The organism is Lentzea xerophila, from assembly GCF_051094245.1.
Lineage (GTDB): Bacteria > Actinomycetota > Actinomycetes > Mycobacteriales > Pseudonocardiaceae > Lentzea > Lentzea xerophila.
Map to the genome: position 1 here is coordinate 1,957,016 of NZ_CP194934.1, position 19,823 is coordinate 1,976,838.

The 19,823-nt window shown below is 70.2% G+C and carries 20 protein-coding genes; 12 read left to right on the forward strand and 8 right to left on the reverse strand.

Annotation, left to right across the window (positions count from 1 at the left end; translation table 11 throughout):
* Nucleotides 1–10: 10 nt before the first annotated feature.
* A complete protein-coding gene (locus tag ACRSBM_RS09660) occupies nt 11–730 on the reverse strand; it encodes a sulfite exporter TauE/SafE family protein (RefSeq protein ID WP_434442072.1) in 720 nt (239 codons plus the stop codon).
* 193 nt (nt 731–923) lie between these two features.
* Between ACRSBM_RS09660 and ACRSBM_RS09665 the strand changes: the two genes are divergently transcribed.
* A complete protein-coding gene (locus ACRSBM_RS09665) occupies nt 924–2,687 on the forward strand; it encodes a LamG-like jellyroll fold domain-containing protein (RefSeq protein ID WP_434442075.1) in 1,764 nt (587 codons plus the stop codon).
* Here ACRSBM_RS09665 and ACRSBM_RS09670 read toward each other — a convergent pair.
* Nucleotides 2,647–3,564, reverse strand: coding sequence for a sigma-70 family RNA polymerase sigma factor (locus tag ACRSBM_RS09670; protein ID WP_434442078.1), 918 nt, complete (start codon nt 3,562–3,564; stop codon nt 2,647–2,649). The genes ACRSBM_RS09665 and ACRSBM_RS09670 overlap by 41 nt on opposite strands.
* Nucleotides 3,561–4,523 carry a helix-turn-helix transcriptional regulator gene (locus ACRSBM_RS09675; RefSeq protein ID WP_434442080.1) on the reverse strand — a complete coding sequence of 321 codons (963 nt, stop codon included), beginning with the start codon at nt 4,521–4,523 and terminating at the stop codon, nt 3,561–3,563. The genes ACRSBM_RS09670 and ACRSBM_RS09675 overlap by 4 nt, the downstream gene beginning before the upstream one ends.
* A gap of 184 nt (nt 4,524–4,707) precedes the next feature.
* Here ACRSBM_RS09675 and ACRSBM_RS09680 point away from each other — a divergent pair, with 184 nt between their 5' ends.
* Entirely contained in the window at nt 4,708–4,899 is a 192-nt protein-coding gene (locus tag ACRSBM_RS09680) for a S1 RNA-binding domain-containing protein (protein ID WP_434442083.1), read from the forward strand.
* A gap of 36 nt (nt 4,900–4,935) precedes the next feature.
* Here the strand turns inward: ACRSBM_RS09680 and ACRSBM_RS09685 are convergent, their stop codons facing one another.
* From ACRSBM_RS09685 to ACRSBM_RS09700, 4 genes are all read right to left on the reverse strand, one after another.
* Nucleotides 4,936–5,793, reverse strand: coding sequence for a hypothetical protein (locus ACRSBM_RS09685; protein ID WP_434442085.1), 858 nt, complete (start codon nt 5,791–5,793; stop codon nt 4,936–4,938).
* The gene (locus ACRSBM_RS09690) at nt 5,790–6,251 is read right to left on the reverse strand and encodes a hypothetical protein (RefSeq protein WP_434442088.1); all 462 of its coding nucleotides are present in this window, start codon (nt 6,249–6,251) and stop codon (nt 5,790–5,792) included. Before ACRSBM_RS09690 ends, ACRSBM_RS09685 begins: the two co-directional genes overlap by 4 nt.
* A gap of 159 nt (nt 6,252–6,410) precedes the next feature.
* On the reverse strand, nt 6,411–6,887 hold the full coding sequence (locus ACRSBM_RS09695) for a hypothetical protein (RefSeq protein WP_434442091.1): 477 nt from the start codon (nt 6,885–6,887) through the stop codon (nt 6,411–6,413).
* Nucleotides 6,887–8,320, reverse strand: coding sequence for a helix-turn-helix domain-containing protein (locus ACRSBM_RS09700; protein ID WP_434442094.1), 1,434 nt, complete (start codon nt 8,318–8,320; stop codon nt 6,887–6,889). Before ACRSBM_RS09700 ends, ACRSBM_RS09695 begins: the two co-directional genes overlap by 1 nt.
* Before the next feature lie 381 nt (nt 8,321–8,701).
* Here ACRSBM_RS09700 and ACRSBM_RS09705 point away from each other — a divergent pair, with 381 nt between their 5' ends.
* From ACRSBM_RS09705 to whiA, 8 genes are all read left to right on the forward strand, one after another.
* Nucleotides 8,702–9,196, forward strand: a complete 495-nt coding sequence (locus ACRSBM_RS09705) for a hypothetical protein (protein WP_434442097.1) — start codon at nt 8,702–8,704, stop codon at nt 9,194–9,196.
* 123 nt (nt 9,197–9,319) lie between these two features.
* Nucleotides 9,320–9,607, forward strand: coding sequence for a Rieske (2Fe-2S) protein (locus ACRSBM_RS09710; RefSeq protein ID WP_434442099.1), 288 nt, complete (start codon nt 9,320–9,322; stop codon nt 9,605–9,607).
* 182 nt (nt 9,608–9,789) lie between these two features.
* Entirely contained in the window at nt 9,790–10,242 is a 453-nt protein-coding gene (locus ACRSBM_RS09715) for a Rieske (2Fe-2S) protein (protein ID WP_434442102.1), read from the forward strand.
* Nucleotides 10,243–10,380: 138 nt separating this feature from the next.
* Nucleotides 10,381–12,282 carry an excinuclease ABC subunit UvrC gene (gene uvrC, locus ACRSBM_RS09720; protein ID WP_434442105.1) on the forward strand — a complete coding sequence of 634 codons (1,902 nt, stop codon included), beginning with the start codon at nt 10,381–10,383 and terminating at the stop codon, nt 12,280–12,282.
* Entirely contained in the window at nt 12,282–12,770 is a 489-nt protein-coding gene (locus tag ACRSBM_RS09725; RefSeq protein ID WP_434442108.1) for a hypothetical protein, read from the forward strand. Before uvrC ends, ACRSBM_RS09725 begins: the two co-directional genes overlap by 1 nt.
* A gap of 300 nt (nt 12,771–13,070) precedes the next feature.
* Complete coding sequence (rapZ, locus tag ACRSBM_RS09730; protein ID WP_434453033.1) at nt 13,071–13,928, forward strand: RNase adapter RapZ; 858 nt, start codon at nt 13,071–13,073, stop codon at nt 13,926–13,928.
* 5 nt (nt 13,929–13,933) lie between these two features.
* On the forward strand, nt 13,934–14,902 hold the full coding sequence (locus ACRSBM_RS09735) for a gluconeogenesis factor YvcK family protein (RefSeq protein ID WP_434453036.1): 969 nt from the start codon (nt 13,934–13,936) through the stop codon (nt 14,900–14,902).
* On the forward strand, nt 14,893–15,879 hold the full coding sequence (gene whiA, locus ACRSBM_RS09740; protein WP_109637858.1) for a DNA-binding protein WhiA: 987 nt from the start codon (nt 14,893–14,895) through the stop codon (nt 15,877–15,879). The genes ACRSBM_RS09735 and whiA overlap by 10 nt, the downstream gene beginning before the upstream one ends.
* Nucleotides 15,880–16,038: 159 nt before the next feature.
* Here whiA and ACRSBM_RS09745 read toward each other — a convergent pair whose 3' ends face one another.
* Nucleotides 16,039–18,390, reverse strand: a complete 2,352-nt coding sequence (locus ACRSBM_RS09745; RefSeq protein ID WP_434442112.1) for an ATP-binding protein — start codon at nt 18,388–18,390, stop codon at nt 16,039–16,041.
* A gap of 90 nt (nt 18,391–18,480) precedes the next feature.
* On the opposite strand from ACRSBM_RS09745, the gene ACRSBM_RS09750 reads away from it, so the two are divergent.
* Together ACRSBM_RS09750 and gap are read left to right on the forward strand one after the other, a co-directional pair.
* Nucleotides 18,481–18,693 (forward strand): hypothetical protein, encoded by a 213-nt coding sequence (locus ACRSBM_RS09750; RefSeq protein ID WP_434442115.1) that lies wholly within the window; start codon nt 18,481–18,483, stop codon nt 18,691–18,693.
* 115 nt (nt 18,694–18,808) lie between these two features.
* Nucleotides 18,809–19,813 carry a type I glyceraldehyde-3-phosphate dehydrogenase gene (gene gap / locus ACRSBM_RS09755; RefSeq protein ID WP_191303910.1) on the forward strand — a complete coding sequence of 335 codons (1,005 nt, stop codon included), beginning with the start codon at nt 18,809–18,811 and terminating at the stop codon, nt 19,811–19,813.
* Nucleotides 19,814–19,823 lie beyond the last annotated feature (10 nt).

Sequence of the window (19,823 nt, forward strand, 5' to 3'; positions counted from 1 at the left end):
GGAGCGCGCTTCAGAGCAGTGCGCTCCGCACGATCAGCACCACCGCGCTCGCCCCGGCCATGACCAGGGTGGGCGTGCGGATGCCCTTGGCGTCGAACTTCTTGCGCAACGGCCCGGACAGCAGGAACCCGGCCACGAGGAACGGGATCAGCAGCACGCCGCTCCACAACTCGTTTCCGGTGACGTTCCCGGTCACGGTCAGCCCGCTGATCGAGACGGCGGAGCCCAGCGTGAAGAACGCCGCCAGCGTCGCCCTGACCTGCGGGCCCGCCTGGTTCTGGTAGAGCAGCGCGACCATCGGCCCGCCGATCGACGTGGCCGTGCCGAACGAGCCGCTCGCCACCCCGGCGGTGACCAGCGACGGCGGCGTGGGGTGCGGGCGCCACGAGGTGACCGACAGCAGCACGCACACCAGCACCGCGACGCCGACGACCACGCCGAAGCTCTTCGGGTCGAGCGAGTCGACGATCCAGATGCCGACGGCGGTGCCCGGCAGGCGTCCCAGCATCGCCCAGCCGACGCCGCGCCAGTCGACGTGGGCGAACTCCCTGGCCAGCGACATCACCGCGTGCGCGCAGGCGATGACCAGGACCGGTACCGGGACGAGCGCCGGGTCCAGCAGCGCGAGCAACGGCACGGCGACCAGGGCCAGCCCGAAGCCGATCAGCCCCTGCAGCAGCCCTCCGCACGCGACCACCACACCCGCTACCGCCAGCAATCCCCAGGACATAGTTAGCCATGCTAATCGATGGGTGCGGGACCGCTGCGTCCCCGTCGGGTCGCGCGGAAGCTTCACGCGTGCGGTTGCGCGGGACCGCCGCGGACAGTCACGGCCGCGCGAAAGCTCCCCCACCTGCCGCCCGGCAGGCAGGTTTTGCCTCGCGTTCGCCCTGCGTTGGCCAGGCGCACCTACGCTCCGCGCCATGACCGCGTCCCGCCGCTCCTTCCTCCTCGGCACCGGTGCGACCGCTGCCGCCGCCGCCCTGGTCACGCCTGGTTCCGCCGCCGCTGACAACGTTGTCGGCGGCCGTCCCGACCCCGAGGCTCGACGGTTCACGCTCGCGGTGATCCCGGACACGCAGTACATGTTCGACCTCGACCGCGGCGACTCGGCGCCGTTGAAAGCGACGCTGCAGTACCTGGTCGATCGCCAGAGATCCGAGAACATCGTCTTCGTCAGCCACCTCGGCGACCTCGTCGAGAACGCGCGGAAGAGCGAGATCGACGACATCAGCGCGCGGTTCGAGGTGCTGGACCGCCGCCGGGTCGGCTACAGCGTGCTCGCGGGCAACCACGACGTGCCGGACTCGCGCCTCGACGACCAGCGCGGCAGCACGCCGTACCTCGACAAGTTCGGTCCTGGGCGGTTCCGCCGCTCGCCGACGTTCCGCGGGGCGAGCACCGACGGCTACAACTCGTTCCACGTCTTCCGGGCCGCTGGCAGGGAGTGGCTGGTCCTCGCGCTGGACTGGCGCATGTCCGCCAAGGGCTTCGAGTGGGCGCGCTCGGTGCTGAAGCAGCACCCGAAGCTGCCGGTCGTCCTGACCACCCACGAACTCGCCTACGACGGCGGCGACGGCGTGGCGGCCATGTCCGGCTACGGACGCAGGCTGTGGGACGAGCTGATCAAGGACAACGACCAGATCTTCCTGACGCTCAACGGGCACTTCTGGCCACCGGCGCGGGCGACGATGCGGAACTCCGCCGGCAACGACGTACACGTCCACATCACGAACTACCAGGACCGCTACTACGGCGGCGGCGCGATGATCCGGCTCTACCACTTCGACCTCGACCGCGGCACGATCGACGTGCGCACGCTGTCGCCGTGGCTGCTCGGCAAGAAGGCGCTCAACCCGTTGGAGCGCAAGGAGACCGAGCTGACCGGCCCGGCCGACCGGTTCAGCGTGCCGATCGACTTCGAGCAGCGGTTCGCCCGGTTCGACCCGCCGGTGCTGCCACCCGCGCAGCCCGCCCGCGACGTGCTGGTGCGCGGCACCGTCGCGTACTGGCGACTCGGCGAGGGGCTGAAGGACCTGTCGGGCAACGGGAACGACCTCCGGCAGACGGGTGAGCTGACCGCGTCCGAGGAGCACCACCGGTTCGCGCCGTCGCACAGTTCGCTCTACTTCGGCAAGAACGGCTATCTGTCCACCGTGGACTCGGCGCCGTTGAACAGGGAGACGTTCGAGCGCGGGTACACGGTCGAGCTGTTCCTCAAGCTGCCCAACGGGTTCAACCACCCGTGGTGCGGCCTGCTCACCAAGCTCGCGCCCGGTTCGGCGGCCGGCAAGACCGGGGACGACCCGAGCGAGCCGATCGCCACGCTGAACGTCGCGGGCGGCGGCCAGCTGCAGTGGGCCGTGTTCCCGCGCAGCCTGCCGGGCATCTCCACGAACTGGGGCCACGAGATGGACTACGAGACGTGGTGGCACGTCGCCGTGGTCAACGACGGCGTGCACACCACGCTGTACGTCGACGGATCTCCTTTGCTGCGCAACCCTTCCACGCCCGCGCGCGGCATCTCGACCGCCGGCGATCCGTGGCTCGTCGGCGCCTACGCGTACAACCGGGTCGTCGAGAAGTCGTTGCACGGCTGGCTGGGCGACCTGCGGATCGTGAACCGGGCCCTCGACCGCTCCGAGTTCATGCGGTCGAAGGCAGCCCGAACCTCGGGAACAGACTGAGGTCGAAGAACGACGAGACGCGCGTGATCCGGTCGCCGACCTCCAGCACCTGGAGGTTGAACGGCCGGAACACGCCGTCCGGTTCGCGCAGGTACAGGCCGTAGGCGGGCTGGCCGTTGGCTTCCGTGGCGATCATCCTGGCGCCGTGCGGGACCGCCGGGCACTGGTTCGTGAGGTGCCACGCCACCATGTCCGGGCCCCGGTACCACTGCGGGAACGGCGGCATCTCCCAGACGACGTCCTCGGCGAACATCCCGATGATCGCCGGGATGTCCTTGGCCTCGAACGCCTTCACCCACCGGTCGAGCAACGGCTTGGCGTCCGCCGGTTCGACGACCTCGTCCTCGGAGAGGTCCTTGAGCTGCGCGTGGGCCCGCTGCAACGCGCTGTTCACGGCCGCCACGGTCATCTCCAGCTCGTCGGCGGTCTCGGCGGCGCTCAGCCTGAGCACGTCGCGCAGGACCAGCACCGCCCGTTGCCTCGGTGGCAGGTGCTGCAGGGCCGCGACGAACGCCAGCCGGGTGGACTCGCGTTCGGTGACGATCGCGGCCGGGTCGGTCGGGAACGGCTCCAGCCACGGGACCTCGTGGTCCTGCGTGAGCTGGTCGTTCTCCGTGGCGCCGCTCGTGGCGAGCCCGAACGGCAGGGGACGCCTGGCGCGGCCGTCGAGCGCGGTGAGGCACGCGTTCGTCGCGATCCGGTACAGCCAGGTGCGGACCGACGAGCGGCCCTCGAACTGGTCGTACGCCTTCCACGCGCGCAGGTACGTCTCCTGCACCAGGTCCTCGGCGTCGTGCAGCGAGCCGAGCATCCGGTAGCAGTGCGCGAGCAGCTCCCGCCTGAACGGGTCCGCGGCGGTCGCGAAGTCCACTGTCACTCCCGCACTGTAATCGCGTTCTGCAGCCTGGTGATGAGGACTCCGATGTGCTCGGCCAGTTCCGGCGGCTCGTGCAGCTGGAAGTCCAGCCCGATGAAGAGCAGGTAGAACACCATCCGGTCGAGTGACTCCGCGCCGGTGCGCATCAGGCAGGAGTCGTCGTCGATGGGCTCCAGCGACACGGCCATCGGGGAGGTGCGTTCCGCGACCACCTGGAGCGGGGCGTGGATCGTCAGCACCGCCTGGTAGGTGTAGACGTTCGACGCGACCTGCCGGGAGACGAACTCGCCCAGGCTCTCCGCCGGGGGTTCGCGGGGTGTGAACCGTGCGGCGAGCGTGGGTTGCTCCGTGACGCGGTCCACCCGGAACGTCCGCCAGTCCTGTTTGGACACATCCCACGCGACCAGGTACCACCTCCGGCCGGTGTGCACGAGGCCCTGGGGTTCGACCAGGCGCCGGGCGGGCTCGCCGTGCGTCGAGGCGTAGGTGAACCGCAGCTGCTGGTGGTCGCGGCAGGAGGCCGCGATGATCGTGAGCGTCTCCGGGTCGACCGTCGGACCCGCCATCGGCACGGGAGTGGTGTGTGCCTGCAGCGCCTGCACCCGCCGGCGGAGCCTGCTGGGCAGGATCTGTTCCAGCTTGGTCAGAGCGCGGACCGACGTCTCCTCGATGCCCGCGACCGTGCCGTTCGCGGCGGTCCTGAGCCCGACCGCGACGGCCACGGCCTCGTCGTCGTCGAGCAGCAGCGGCGGGAGCTCCGCGCCGGCGCCGAGCTGGTACCCGCCGGTCGCGCCGGGCAGCGACGTGACGGGGTACCCGAGGCTGCGCAGCTTGTCCACGTCACGGCGGATCGTGCGCACGTCGACGCTGAGCCGCTCGGCGAGCTCGGGGCCCGTCCAGTCGCGCCGCACCTGCAACAGCGACAGCAGCTTCAGCAGGCGTGCCGACGTCTCCAGCATGTGACGGATTCTAGGTTCCGTTGCGGACAACGGCTTGTGGTGGCTAGGGTTTGCGTCATGACTGCCGGGTCGGCCTTGTGCCGTGAGCGGAACGGTTGCCCGGCCCTGACTTGATCAGGGCCCCTCCGGTCCCGCGCCTGTCTGCCTTTGTGGAGATAGCGCACGGGAGAGGAGGTGATGCGCAATGCTTCCCAACGTTGGTGATGTCTTCTCGGGAAAGGTCGTCTCGACCGTTCCCTTCGGTTCGTTCATCGAGCACCCCGCCGGTGCACACGGGCTCCTGCACGGCCGGCAGGCCGAGGTCGGTGCCTCGGTGCGGGTGAAGGTGCTCGCGGTGGACGCCGAGCAGCAGCGTTTCAGCCTGGAGCTGGCGTGACGTGAGTGCCCGGGCAGAGGCGCCCTGCCCGGGCTGTCACGGCTTGCGGTAGTCCGAGCACTCCCTGGTCAGGCGGTCGTGCAGGGTCTTGCGGTGCCCTTCGTCCTGGGGCGCCGGACCGAGCGCGTCCGCCGGGCTCGTGACGCCGTGCAGCAGCCGGTACAACACGACATCCGTTGCGGTGTAAAGCCAATCGTCCGCCTTGCCGGGCGGTGCGGCGGGTCCGAGCATGTTCTCGAACCACGCCGGGAACAGCAGATCGTTCGCGACCGCGTCCTCGATGCGGGCGCGGATCTGTTGTCTCGCGTGCGCGACGGCCTCGTTGCCCGCTGACTTGGCAGCGGCGTCCTTGGCGTGCGCGTCGTCGTCCGGTGCTTCCGGGCGTTCCTGCCGGGTGATGGTTCGCCACTGCTTGTACTTCTTGCGCCACAACGATTCCGCGTTCGGCGGAAGCGTGGTGAGAGCCTCCGCGGCGTCGATCGCTTCGAGGGCTCTTCTGTCGTACTCGGCGATGGCCTTGCGGGTCTCCTTGGCCTGCTGGGGCGTGAAAGCCTTGCGCGCGTAGGCTTCCTGGCCTTGGAGGATCTTGGCGATGACCGGCTCCGGGAGGTCGGGCCAGTCGTCGAAGTCGGCCTTCCTGGTCTCGCCCGCCCGGACCTTCCTGTTGAGCGCCACGAGGAGTCGTTCCAGGCGGTGGACGCTCTCCGCCAGTTCGGTGACGCGGTCGTCGGTCCTGGTGAGCTTGCGGGTGGTGTCGCGGAGCTGGTTCGTCTGGCTCAGCTGGTTCTGCGCCGCCTCGGTCTGGGTGTTGTCGAGGCGGGTCTCAAGGCTCTTCAGGTCCCTCTTGAGGCGCTCGAGCTTGTCGTTCAGGGCCTTGACCGGGTCGATGTTCACCGGCGAGTCCTCCAGGCCCACCAGGCGATGCCCGCCGCGGTGACGAGTGCCGCCCAGCCGCTGGCGAGGGGAGTGAGGAGGGTGGCGGCGAGGGCCGCGGTGATCGCCGCCGTCCTGGCCCTGGGTTCCCAGATCGTGCGACCGGCGGGGTCCACGAGGACCGCTGCCGCCGTGGCCACCGCCAGCATGAGGGAGAGCAGGGACCAGGCGTCGAACCAGCCCACGGCGACGATCAGGGCCGCTCCCGTGGTGGCGGCGGCGATCGCGCGGTTCGGGACGGTGAGTCGCGCCGCCTCCATGTCCCTGCGGGCCTGCATCACCGCTTCGACCTCGTCGTTCGTCGTGGTGAGGAGTGTGCGGAACTCGGGGCTGCCGGGGCCTGCGGCGGTGAGGGCTCGGAGGGCTGTTCGCAACGCTTGCTGGCGGTCGGCCAGGCGAGCGAACGGATCGGCTGCCATGCCCCGAAATCGTGATCAAGGGGGAAGGGCGGGGCTAGGGCCTGAAGACCTAGTTGGTCCGGTTGCCGATGAACTTCCCTCGCTCGGACTAGTGGCGGGTGAAGAGCGAGCGGCGCCTGGGCCGCTCGCTCACGACGAGGCAGGACGGACTGACCGGCGTTACGGCTTCCGGCGTGCCTGCGGAGGCCACACGACCTCGATCGGGACGCCCTCCGCCCGTGCCTGTTCCACCACGTCCGCCGTGCCGCCCTTGCCCTGCGCCGGCAGACCGTCCCACACCGCCACGAGCAACTCGACGGAGGCGAGCATGCGTTCGTTCGCGGCCACGTAGGCCTGCCGGCCGGACGACATGTGCGGCAGGACGCTGACCACCGTCGCCGCGGCGCGCAGCTCGTCGTAGTCGGCCACCTGGTGTGGTTTCAGGCGGTCCCGGTAGTCCAGGGCGGGCAGCACGACCTCCACCTGGCCACCGAGGTTCAGGACGGCGCGGGCGAACACCTGGTCCGCCCCCGGAGCCAGGCAGGTCACGCCGACCAGGGGACGGCCCAGCCGTTCCAGCGTCTCGGTGATGGCCGCCTGGATCGCCGGGACGCACTCCGGGACGAGGTTGCTGTGCCCGGTGATGCCCACGCGCATCAGGCTGTCCGTATCGCTCTGATCGCGTCCGTGGTGTCCTGGACGGCGGGGATGTGGCGGTGCCGTGCCGCTTCCTTGGCGAAGTCCTCCAGTTTGCGCAGAACCCGGCCCGAGGAGAGCTTCGCCGCTGTCGGCAGGACCTCGTTGATCAACCCGCACGCCGCCTCCGGGTCTCCCGCGACCATCTTGGTGCGCGCCAGTCCGATCACGTCGAAGGCGCGGTTGCGCACCTTCGAGGGGTCCCGCAGTGCCAGGGCCCGCCGGATGTGCTGCTCGGCGAACACGGCCTGAGCCGGGTCGTGCATGGCGAGATCGCGGCAGCGGGCACCGATCACGCCCTCCAGCTCGGCCTCGTCGAAGCTGTGCAGGTAACGCGGTTCGTGGCCCGCGTCCCGTTGCGCGAAGCTGTCCTGTGCCATGCCCACGGCCTGGTGGAACTCGCGGGTCTTGCCCATCTGCGCGTAGGCCCAGGCCTCGCGGGTCAGCAGCAGCGCCTTCAACGTCGGCGTGCCGGTCCGGCGGGTGCCGTACTGGCCCAGTTGGACCAGCTCCAAGCCGTCCTCCGGGCGGCCGAGGTCGAACATCTGGCGTGCCATCGCGGCCAGGCAGAGCGCCGCGAAGCCGTCGTTGTGACCGGCTTTGGCCATGCGGATGGCCAGCACGTAGTAGCGCTGCGCCGCGTTGTGCAGGCCCGCGTCGAACGACATGCTCGCGGCCACCTTCGACAGTTCGGCGCCGATGAAGAACGCGCGTTCCGTCGTCGGGCCCGAGGGCGCCCTTCCCAGGCGTTCGGCCAGCTCGTCGAGCTGACCCAGGACCGCCTTGCGGGCGAGTCCGTACCCGCCCCGGCCACCCCAGCCGCGCAGCCCGTCGGCGACGCGCTGGAGGGCTATGAGCTCCTCCTCGCTGATCGCCGAGTGCGACGACCACTTCGACAGGTTCTGCAGGGGGTGCAACCACCGCTGCAGCGGCTCGACCAGTGCGGATCCCACCGTCACCGCGGCGGCTCCCGCGAGCGCCGCTCGTCTGCTGATCGCCAAGTCGCTCCTCGCCGTCTCCTCGACCGAACGGGCAATGCTCGTCGCCTCCCAGGGGGCGGCGAGCACGTCTGGCGGGCTCGTTCCGGGAAGGCCCACCTGAGCTGGGATGACGACTCGGTCGAACCACAGTCGTTCGCCCGGCACGCCGAGCACCAGCGCGAAGTGGCGCAGCCGGTCGAGGCGGTCGATCTGGTTCTCGCCCGACTCGTACCGCGAGAGCTGCGCCTGGCTGATGCCGAGCCACGCGGCCATGCGGTCCTGCGTGACGCGGCTCAGGTGCTGTGGGTGGTGCCGGTACGCGGAGATCAGCGCACCCATGTCGCGGTCCGTGCAGGCGGCTGCGATCGCCGGGTGGTCCCAGAAGTCGTTGGGGACCTCAGGCGGGCCGTGCACGTCCGCACGAGCGTTGCGGCGGCACCGGTGACACAGCCGATCGGAGTTGTCTGCGGCGATGAACGCCCCGCACGGGCAAGCGCGTCTGGATTTGGGTCTCGCGGTATCCATCGGCCTCGCCCCCGTCACTGAGCGTTTTCCAAGTGTACGGAGCTGTGATCGTCAGTCCATCCATCTCATGCATAAGACGTAATGGATTCGCGTGTCGCAGTTCCGGTGCCTCCGTGTGGCGGATGAGCTTCATACGTCCGCTGCATGAGGCCCATGCAGCGGGCGAGTGGTGTTGGCGTGAAGTGAGACGCACTCTGCACATCGTCAGGCCGCGGGTCGATCCCCGTGGCCCGTCAGTGCCTGACCCACCAACGGGGAGGACAACCGCCGATGAGCCTCACGACCGCGGAGACCGGCACCGGGAGTGCCGGGATCCCACAGAACAGGGGACACGCACGCGCGATCGGGGAGGCCGTCGCCGGCTACCGGTTGCTCGGCTGGCAGGTGACCGTCACAGAACAGGGCGTGTTCCTGCCCCTTGGCCCCGCGACGACAGCACTGGCGATGCCGGCCCGCATCGGGTCGCGCGTGCTGGCCGACCTCAAGTCGCGCATGCTCGCCGGTCCCGTCACCGTCATTCCCGGCCCCCGCGAGCACTGGATCTTCCTGGCCGAGCTGGTGGCGTTACTGCCGACCCACCTGAAGGCGCCGCCGGAGGTCCAGTTCGTGCGCTCGCCGCACCGGATCGCGCTCCCACCCACGATGACCAGGTACGGATCGCTGCGCTGGGCGAACCCGCCGTCGCACTCGCGGCACTGGTTCCCGCCCTTCACCGCCGTGCTGGCACTGGCCCGGACGGCGGCCGCGGAGGACCAGCGCCGATAATCGGTGCTCGTGGATCGTCGTTCGGTGTTGTTGTGTGGGCTCGTCGCCGCTGCCATGAGCGCGTGTGGCGAGCCCGTTCCTCGTAAGACGGGCGGTGTCGGGACCGCCCGGCCGGGAGACCGGGTGACTTCGGCTGCTTCCGTGCCCGAGGGCAGCGGCGTGCTGGTGGACATGCCCGGCAACGCCCAGCTCCTGGTCGTTCAGCCTCGATCGGGTGAGTTCCGCGCGTTCAACCCCGCCTGCCCGCACGTGGGTTCACTGGTCAACCCTCCCGCCGGTGGTGTCATCACCTGCCCTCTGCACGGGAGCACTTTCGACCCTTCGACCGGAGCTGTCCGCAAAGGACCGGCGACTTCCGGTTTGACCGAGGTCGGCATCGCTCTTTCCGGCGCGGATCTGGTCCTCTCCTAGTTGCGTGACGGGCGCTTTCGCCTCGTATTTCGATGGTCGGACAGGCGCCTCGCCAGGTCGCCGGTTCATGGTTCTGGACCTGTGCATTTGCTGTGCATCGCACTCCGCGCTGAACTTCCGCCCATCGAACCGCGTAATGCTGTGGTGTGACCCCGGACACCCACCACCACGGAGGAACGGTCGTGAACACCGAAAGCCCGGTCAACAGGCGGGCGGCGCTGTGCGGAATCGTGGTCGCCCTCGCGGTTCCCAGCGGACTTGTGACGGCGTGCAGTTCTGGTTCCACTGACTCACCCGCCCCGACCCAGGGAGGTTCCACACCGGCTTCGGGATCCGCCGGCACCGCTCTCGTCGCGCTGGCCGACGTGCCGGAGGGCGGTGGCGCTGTCGTCGACGGTCCCGATGGCAAGAAGATCGTCGTCGCGCGCGTTTCCGCGGCCGAAGTGAAGGCATATGACGCGACGTGCCCGCATCAGGGTTCCATCGTCGCCGAACCCTCCGGCGGCACGATCCTGTGCCCTTCGCACGGCAGCCAGTTCTCGCCCGCGGACGGCTCCGTGAAGAAGGGGCCGGCGACGTCCGGACTGCGCGCCGTCGCGGTGAAGGTCGACGGCGACCAGGTGGTCCTGGCCTAGTGGCTCGGAACGCTGGCTGGTGACTCACGCCCGGCAGGGCGCCTCGCCCGGCTGACCGCGAATTCGCCCGGCACCGTTCCGAGCCACACCACCAGGCCTTTTCTGTTTTTGTCAGACCACGTCGATAGTCTTGACGGCGTGGCAGATCCCTCGACGTACCGCCCCGCGGTGGGCACGATTCCTGAGGCTCCCGGCGTCTACAAGTTCCGCGACGCCGGAGGCCGGGTCGTGTACGTCGGCAAGGCGAAGAGCCTGCGCGGCAGGCTCAACTCCTACTTCGCCGATCTGGCCGGGCTGCACCCGCGCACGCGTCAGATGGTGACGACGGCGGCCTCCGTCGAGTGGACGGTCGTCACCACCGAGGTCGAGGCGCTGCAGCTCGAGTACAACTGGATCAAGGAGTTCGACCCGCGGTTCAACGTCCGGTACCGCGACGACAAGTCGTACCCGGTGCTGGCGGTGACGCTGCACGAGGAGTACCCGCGGCTGCACGTGTACCGCGGCCCGCGCAAGAAGGGCGTGCGCTACTTCGGGCCGTTCGCGCACGCCTGGGCGATCCGCGAGACGTTGGACCTGCTGCTGCGCGTGTTCCCGGCGCGCACCTGCTCGGCGGGCGTTTTCAAGCGGCACAGCCAGATCGGGCGCCCGTGCCTGCTCGGGTACATCGACAAGTGCTCGGCGCCGTGCGTCGGCAAGGTGACGGCGGACGAGCACCGCGACATCGTCCTCGACTTCTGCGACTTCCTGGCGGGCAAGACGGACCACATGGTCCGCCGCCTGGAACGCGAGATGTCGGCCGCCGCCGAGGAGCTGGAGTTCGAACGCGCGGCCCGGCTGCGCGACGACCTCGGTGCGTTGCGCCGCGCGATGGAGAAGCAGGCGGTCGTCCTCGGCGACGGCACGGACGCGGACGTGATGGCGTTCGCGCAGGACGAACTGGAGGTCTCGGTCCAGGTCTTCCACGTGCGCGGCGGCCGGGTGCGCGGCCAGCGCGGCTGGGTGCTCGACAAGGTCGAGGCGATCGACGACGCGGCGCTGGTCGACCAGTTCATCATGCAGTTCTACGGCGACAACACCGAGAACATGCCGCGCGAGGTGCTGGTCCCGGTGCTGCCGGACGACGCCGCCGCTCTCGAAGACCTCCTGTCCGAGCAACGCGGCTCCCGCGTAGCCCTGCGCGTCCCGCAGCGAGGCGACAAGCGCGCGCTGATGGAAACCGTGGCCCGCAACGCCTCCGAGGCCTTCGCCCAGCACAAGCTCCGCCGGGCCGGCGACCTGACCGCCCGCTCGGTAGCCCTGCAGCAGCTGCAGGACGCCCTGGCCCTGGACACCGCGCCGCTGCGCATCGAGTGCATCGACATCAGCCACGTCCAGGGCACCGACGTCGTGGCCTCCCTGGTCGTCTTCGAGGACGGCCTGGCCCGCAAGTCCGAGTACCGCCGCTTCGCCATCCGCGAAGCCGCCACCGAGGGCGACGTGGCCTCGATCGCCGAGGTCGTCCGCCGCCGCTTCCAGGCGATGCTGCGCGAAACCGCGTCCGGCGGCCCGAACCCCGGCATCGACCCGGACACCGGCAAACCGCGCAAGTTCGCCTACCCGCCGAACCTCCTGGTGGTGGACGGCGCGGCCCCCCAGGCCGCCGCAGCGGCCGACGTCCTGGCCGAACTGGGCATCACCGACGTGGCCGTCGTCGGCCTAGCCAAGCGCCTGGAGGAGGTCTGGGTCCCCGGCGAGCCCGACCCGGTCATCCTCCCCCGCACCAGCGACGCCCTGTACCTGCTGCAACGAGTCCGCGACGAGGCCCACCGCTTCGCCATCGCCTACCACCGCCAGAAGCGCTCGAAGCGCATGATCGCCTCCGAGCTCGACGACGTGCCGGGCCTCGGCGAAACCCGCAAAGCCGCACTGCTGCGGCACTTCGGCTCGGTCCGCAAGCTCCGCCAGGCCACAGTGGACGAGATCAGCGACGTCCCGGGCGTGGGCCGCCGCACCGCGGAGGCCGTGGTGGCGAGCCTCGCGTCGTCGGGCGGGAAGTCGTGATGGGCCAGGGGTTCGCCGGCCGCGTGCGGGAGTGGGTGGCCGCCGACGGCACACGGGTCGTCCTGCCCCGCCACCGTCGAAGGCGTGGTGCCGTGTCCACCTCCGGGGCCGCAGGGACGTTGCCGTGGGACTTGCGGGCCGTGCCGCGTGACCGTCGAAGGCGCGGTGCCGTGCCCACCCCCGGCCCAGCGGAGGTGTTGCCGTCGGACCGGCGGGCCGTGCCGCGCGATCGCGGAAGGCGTGGTGCCGCGCCCACTCCCGGTCCGGCAGGGACGTTGCTGTCGGACCTGCGGGCCGTGCCGCGTGACCGTCGAAGGCGTGGTGCCGTGTCCACCTCCGGCGCCGGAGGGACGTTGCCGTGGGACCTGCGGGCCGTGCCGCGTGACCGTCGAAGGCGTGGTGCCGTGCCCACCCCAGGCCCAGCAGGGACGTTGCCGTCGGACCCGAGGGCCGCGCCGCGCTGGACGGCGCACTTCGGCGCGGCATGATCCGGAGTGGGTCTGGCCGTGACCGGCGTCACCGAAGCGCAGCCGCCTCATCTGTCGCACCGGTCCCGCTGGTACCGCCCGTGCGGCGCGCACCCCGCCCGCGAGGCGAGGATCGTGACCGCTGCCACGGCAGCACCGTGTCAACCGCCGAACTTGCCACGCGCCGGAGCCGTTCCAGTGGAGACTCGACATCGGCGCGTCCGACAGTGGCGTGGCCCCAACACAGAGCTTGCCCAAACGAGAGCGTCCAGCTCATGAACAGGTAACGGAGTCGTAGTCGTGAACGCGGAGAAGTCCGGCATCGAAGTCGCCGTGGTGACCGGGCTGTCCGGTGCGGGCCGCAGCACCGCGGCCAAGTGCCTGGAGGACCTCGGCTGGTTCGTCGTGGACAACCTGCCCCCCGAACTCATCGCGACCATGGTCGAGCTCGGCGCCCAGGCGCGTGGAGCGATCACCAGGGTCGCCGTCGTCATGGACGTGCGCAGCCGCGCGTTCACCGAGGACCTGGCCGCCATCATCAAGGACCTCGACGCGCGCGGGTACAAGCCGCGCGTGTTGTTCCTCGAGGCCACGGACGCCGTGCTGATCCGGCGGTTCGAGACGGTGCGGCGCGGTCACCCGATGCAGGGCGACGGGCGGCTGCAGGACGGCATCGAGGCCGAGCGGATGCTGCTGACCCCGCTCAAGCAGGAAGCCGACCTGGTGCTCGACACGTCGGCACTGTCCATCCACCAGCTGCGGGCCAAGATCGAGGACACCTTCGGCACCGAGGCGGCCACCAGGACCAGGGTCACCGTGCTGAGCTTCGGCTACAAGTACGGGCTGCCGATGGACAGCGACCTCGTCATGGACGTGCGGTTCCTGCCGAACCCGTTCTGGATCCCGGAGCTGCGCGAGCAGACGGGTCTCGATGGTGAGGTGCGCAACTACGTGCTGTCCCAGGAGGGCGCTGACGAGTTCCTTGATCGGTACCACGAGCTCCTCCGACTCATCGGGGCCGGGTATCGGCGTGAGGGCAAGCGCTACCTGACGCTCGCGATCGGCTGCACCGGCGGCAAGCACCGCAGTGTGGCCCTGAGCGAAGAGCTGGCCGCGAGGCTGGCTAGCGAGGACGGCATGGCCGTGAAGGTCGTGCACCGGGATCTGGGACGCGAGTGACGAAGTTGAAAGCTGTTGCTTTGGGCGGCGGGCACGGGCTGCACGCGACGTTGACGGCGCTGAAACGCGTCACCGACGACGTGACGGCCGTGGTGACCGTCGCGGACGACGGGGGCTCGTCGGGACGCCTGCGGCGTGAGCTGTCGGACCTGCTGCCGCCGGGTGACCTGCGCAAGGCCATGGCGGCGCTGGCGGGGGAGGACGAGGCCAGCAGGCTGTGGACGTCCCTGTTCAAGCACCGCTTCGGCGGCACGGGAGCCCTCGCCGGCCACGCGGTCGGCAACCTGGTGATCGCCGGGCTGCTCGAGCAGCTCGGCGACCCGGTGGCGGTGCTCGACGTCACCAGCAGGCTGCTCGGCGTCAAAGGCCGGGTGCTGCCCATGTCGAACGACCCGCTCGACATCGAGGCGGACGTCATGGGGCTCGACGAGGACGTGACGGACGTGCGGCGCATCCGGGGACAGGTCGCCATCGCGACCACCCCCGGACTCGTGCAGCGCATCCGTCTGACCGCCCCGAACGGGCGACCTACCGGCTGTCCGGAAGCAGTACACGCTGTACTTGACGCTGATCTTGTGTTACTTGGCCCCGGATCATGGTTCACCAGCGTGTTGCCGCATCTGCTGGTGCCCGAACTGCACGACGCGCTCGTGCGCACGCGGGCCAAGAAGGTGCTGGTGCTCAATCTTGTCCCCCAACCGGGGGAAACCGCCGGTTTCTCTCCGGAACGCCACTTGGACGTAGTCTGCGAACACGCACCCGAGCTGAAGGTGGACGCGGTGATCGCGGACGTCGACTCGGTCCCCACCCCGGACCGGCTGACGCGAGCCGCCTCGGCACTGGGCGCGCGGACGCATCTGGCGAAGATCGCCGCACCGGACGCCGCCGAACGGCATGATCCGGAGGCGCTCGCCAGCTGCCTGAGGCAAGTGGTCGAGGAGACCGGAGTGGGAGGGACGAGCCCGTGGCGATGACGTCGGCGGTCAAGGACGAGCTGAGCAGGCTCGCCGTATCCAAGACCTGTTGCCGCCGCGCGGAGGTGTCCTCCCTGCTCAGGTTCGCCGGCGGCCTGCACATCGTGTCCGGCCGGGTCGTCGTCGAGGCCGAGCTCGACCTGGGTTCCGCGGCCCGCAGGCTGCTCAAGGAGATCCAGGCGCTCTACGGTCACCACGCCGAGGTCTTCACGATCCAGTCGAACGGCCTGCGCAAGGGCACCCGCTACGTCGTGCGCGTGGTGAAGGACGGCGAGGGTCTCGCCCGCCAGACCGGTCTGCTCGACCCGCGCGGCCGCCCGGTCCGCGGCCTTCCGGCGCCGGTCGTGTCCGGCGGGGTGTGCGACGCCGAGGCGGCGTGGCGCGGCGCGTTCCTCGCCCACGGCTCCCTCACCGAACCCGGCCGCAGCTCGTCGCTGGAGATCACCTGCCCCGGCCCCGAGGCCGCGCTGGCACTGGTCGGCGCCGCCCGCCGCATGGGCATCTCCTCCAAGTCGCGCGAGGTCCGCGGCGCCGAACGCGTGGTGATAAGGGACGGCGACGCCATCGGGGCGATGCTGACCAAGCTCGGCGCGCACGACAGCGTGCTGGCCTGGGAAGAGCGGCGGATGCGGCGTGAGGTCCGCGCCACCGCGAACAGGCTCGCGAACTTCGACGACGCGAACCTGCGCCGTTCGGCCCGAGCCGCCGTCGCCGCCGCCGCACGGGTCGCGCGGGCGCTGGAGATCCTCGGCCCGGAGGCACCGGACCACCTGGCCGCCGCCGGGCAGCTCCGCCTCGCGCATCGCCAGGCGTCGCTGGAGGAGCTGGGCCAGCTGTCGGACCCGCAGATGACCAAGGACGCGGTGGCGGGCCGGATAAGGCGTCTGCTGGCGATGGCGGACAAGCGCGCCAAGGACCTGGGGCTGCCGGACACGGAGTCCGCGGTCACGGCGGAGATGCTCGAAGCCGAGGTCTAGTGCTGCGTCAGCCAACCTTCGCCGCGTCTTCGGCGCTCAGCGGGCCGCCTCGCGGCACCGGCCCCGCGCCCCGGTACAACCAGTACAGGGACGCGGGGCCGGCACCACGATGCGGCCGTCTGAACACCGAATACGGGGCAAAGGCTGACTGACGCAGCACTAGGTCGTGTGCCGGCCCGCCCACACGGCGAGCTGAGCCCGCGAACGCAGTCCCAGCTTGCCGCGGGCGTGCGTGACGTGCCGGGCAACGGTGTGCGGCGAGATGCCCAGCCGTTGCCCGATCTGCCGGTTCGTCAGCCCTTCCGCCACCAGCGTCGCCACGTGCCGTTCGCGCGCGGAGATCAGACCGTCGGAGTCCTCGGGGTGCGGCTGTGCGGTCAGGGCGTAGGAAATGGCCTGTGCCAACGACATCCGCTCACCCGTCGACTCGGCGGCCCGCAACCGCCCGGCGGTGATCCGGTCGCGGCACACGGCACGGGCCTCGTCGAGCAACGCCTGCCAGTACGGTTCGGCGCGAAAGTCGTAGCGGGTGCGCACGACGGACGCCGACATCAGCAGCGAGAGAGCGCGTTCGTCGTCTGCACCCACGCCGACCAGCCCCAGCGCCAGCCCCTCCAGGTCGTAGAACTGGTCCATCGGGTGCTCGGAGCCGACGGCGAGACTCTCCCGGAACAGGTCGACGGCCTCGGGAAAACTCTTGCGCGCCAACGCGATCGCGCCCGCGGTGTGCAGGACCGGGTTCAGCATGTGCGGCAGGCCGATCAGGCGCGTCAGCGTCAACGCCTCGCGGACCAACGGCGCCGCCAGGTCCGGCTCGCCGTGCTGCAGCAACGTCCAGCCGTAGGAGTTCAGCAGGATGGCGCGCGCGAGTTTGTCGTCCTGATCGCGCAGCAACGCGACGGCCTCGTCGAACAGCCGCCAGGCCAGCGCGGGATCACCGGTGTGGGCCTCGGCGGAGGCGAGCACCTCCAGCGCTCGGGCCGTCGTGCCGGGACGGCAGGCGTCGGCGCGTTCGATCGCCAGCGACTCCCGCGCGAACTGACGCGTCACGTGCCAGCCGCCGCGGACCCGGTGGTGCATGGCGGCCAGCACCGTCAGGACGCTCCGGTACGACCGTGGCATCGGCCGGGACAGCGCCTGGTGTAGCAGTTCGGTGGGGGCGCCACGAGGGCCGCGCGGGGTCGCCGTCCAGGCCGTGGCGACGATCGTGAGGGCGTGCCGCGACCAGTCGCCGGTCTCGGCCGTGCGGGTCGCGGCCAGTTCGATCAGGCCGACGTTGCGGTCCAGGCGCAGCACCAGAGGTGGCGACGGGAAGAACGACGAGATCTCCGGCTCCACGACCGAACACACCCACTCGACCACACGGTCGGCCACGAGAGAGACATCTCCGCACTCGACAGCGCGTTCATGGCAGTAGAGACGGACCGATTCGAGCTGGCGGAACGTCGTATGGCCACCGGCCCGATCGGCGACCAGCAGCGACTTCTGTTCGAGCCCGGTCAGCAGATCCAGAGCGTCCTCGACCCCGCAGACCGCGCTCGCGACGCCGAGGTCGAACGGAACGCCCAGCACCGCGAGCCGGCGCGACGCGGCCTGCTCGTCAGGGGAAAGGAGCTCGTAGCTCCACTCGATCGCGGCCCGCAGCGTGCGGTGGCGGTCGTCGGCGGCACGCGGCCCACCGGTCAGCAACGCCAGGCGGTCGCCCAACCGGGCGAGGACGTCGGCGGGGGACAGGACGGTGATGCGGCGCGCGGCCAGCTCGATGGCCAACGGCATGCCGTCCAGCGACCGGCACACGGCGACGACATCGGCGACGTTCGACGAGTCCACCTCGAACGAGCGGTCCACCGAGACGGCACGATCGCGGAAGAGCACCACGGCGTCGTGGCGCAGGGCTTCGGCGAGGTCGGCGTCGGCGGGCGGCAGCTCCAGCTCGCCGACCGCGAAGACCCGCTCCCCGGCGAGGCGGAGCGGCTCGCGCGATGTCACCAGGATCCGCAACCGGGGACAGCGCGCCAGCAGCTCCGCCACGACGTCGGCGACGTTGGGCAGCAGGTGCTCGCAGTTGTCGAGCACGAGCAACGGGCGCCGGTGCCGGTCGATCTCGATGATCACGGCGTCGCGCACCGAGCGGTTCGGCAACGGGTGGGCGCCGACCGAGTGGTAGATCGCCTGGATGACGTCCGACACGGGCGCGAGAGCCGTCCACCACACCTGGTCAGCGCGTTTGCCCACGTGCTGGGCGGCCAGCCGCGTCTTTCCCGCTCCCGCCGGGCCGACCAGCGAGACGAGACGGTCCGTTCCGAGCCTGGCCAGCGCGGCCAGTTCCCCGCGGCGGCCCACGAACGTGTCGAGAGGCGCCGGCAGGGCCGGGTCGTGCGGCGAGCCGTCGCGGGCGGAGGCGCGTTCGCGGTAGGCGCGTTGACGGCACGCGTTGGCGCAGTAACGTCGGCCCGGGGCTCCTTCGCTGAGCGGGTTCCCACATGTCAGGCAGGCGGCGTCGGCCGTCATGAGCAATGACCGTACCGGCGTGTAACGACCCGTAACACCCGCTGTTTCGGGGTATTGAGAGGTCCTCCGCGGCGCGGACAGGATCGGGCCATGACCGCGCAGACCAGTCCCGGAAGCACACCGCCGCTCGTGCCGCCGCAGGACCGCCAGGTGGTCGACGAGTGGCTCGCCAGGATCGCGGCCGTCGTCGGCACGGACGCGGTGGACACCGGCCCGGAGGCCTGCCGCACCGCCGCGGAGGCCGCGGAGGAGCTGAGCGCCTACCTCTGGATGCTCCGCGCGTCCCGCCGCCGAACGGCCTAATCAGAGGCCCTTTTTCTGGCTCGATCCAGAGATACTCACTATCCCTGTGACCAGCGACGCAGTTCTCCAGATAGGGTGGTCTCGTTCCTACCAAGCTGAACGCAAGGAGTCAGTCGTGACGGTTCGTGTAGGTGTCAACGGTTTCGGTCGCATCGGGCGCAACTTCTTCCGCGCCGTGAGGGCCGGTGGCCACGACATCGAGATCGTCGCGTTCAACGACCTCGGTGACGTCGCCACGATGGCGCACCTGCTGAAGTACGACAGCATCCTCGGTCGTCTGGACGCCGACGTGCAGGTCACCGATGAAGGCATCTCCGTCGACGGCAAGGTCATCAAGGCCCTCGCCGAGCGCAACCCGGGCGCTCTGCCCTGGAAGGACCTCGGCGTCGACGTCGTGGTCGAGTCGACCGGCTTCTTCACCGACGCCACCAAGGCCCGCGCGCACGTGGACGAGGGCGGCGCCAAGAAGGTCATCGTCTCCGCGCCGGCCAAGAACGAGGACCTCACCGTCGTCATCGGCGCGAACGAGGAGAAGTACGACGGTTCGCAGACGATCATCTCGAACGCGTCCTGCACCACCAACTGCCTCGCGCCGCTGGCCAAGGTCCTCAACGACAGCTTCGGTGTCGAGCAGGGCCTCATGACCACGATCCACGCGTACACGCAGGACCAGAACCTGCAGGACGCGCCGCACAGCGACCTCCGCCGTGCCCGCGCCGCCGCGCTGAACATCGTCCCGACCTCCACGGGCGCCGCGAAGGCCATCGGCCTGGTGCTGCCGGAGCTCAAGGGCAAGCTCGACGGCTACGCGCTGCGCGTGCCGATCCCCACCGGCTCCGCCACCGACCTGACCGTCACGCTCAAGCGCGAGGTCACCGTGGACGAGGTCAACGCCGCGTACAAGGCCGCCGCCGAGGGCCCGCTGGCCGGCATCCTCAAGTACTCGACCGACCCGATCGTGTCGGCCGACATCGTCACCGACCCGCACTCGTGCATCTACGACGCGCCGCTGACCAAGGTGATCGGCAACCAGGTCAAGGTCGTCGGCTGGTACGACAACGAGTGGGGCTACTCCAACCGCCTCGCGGACCTGGTCAAGCTCGTCGCTTCCAAGATCTGAGTTCGGGAGT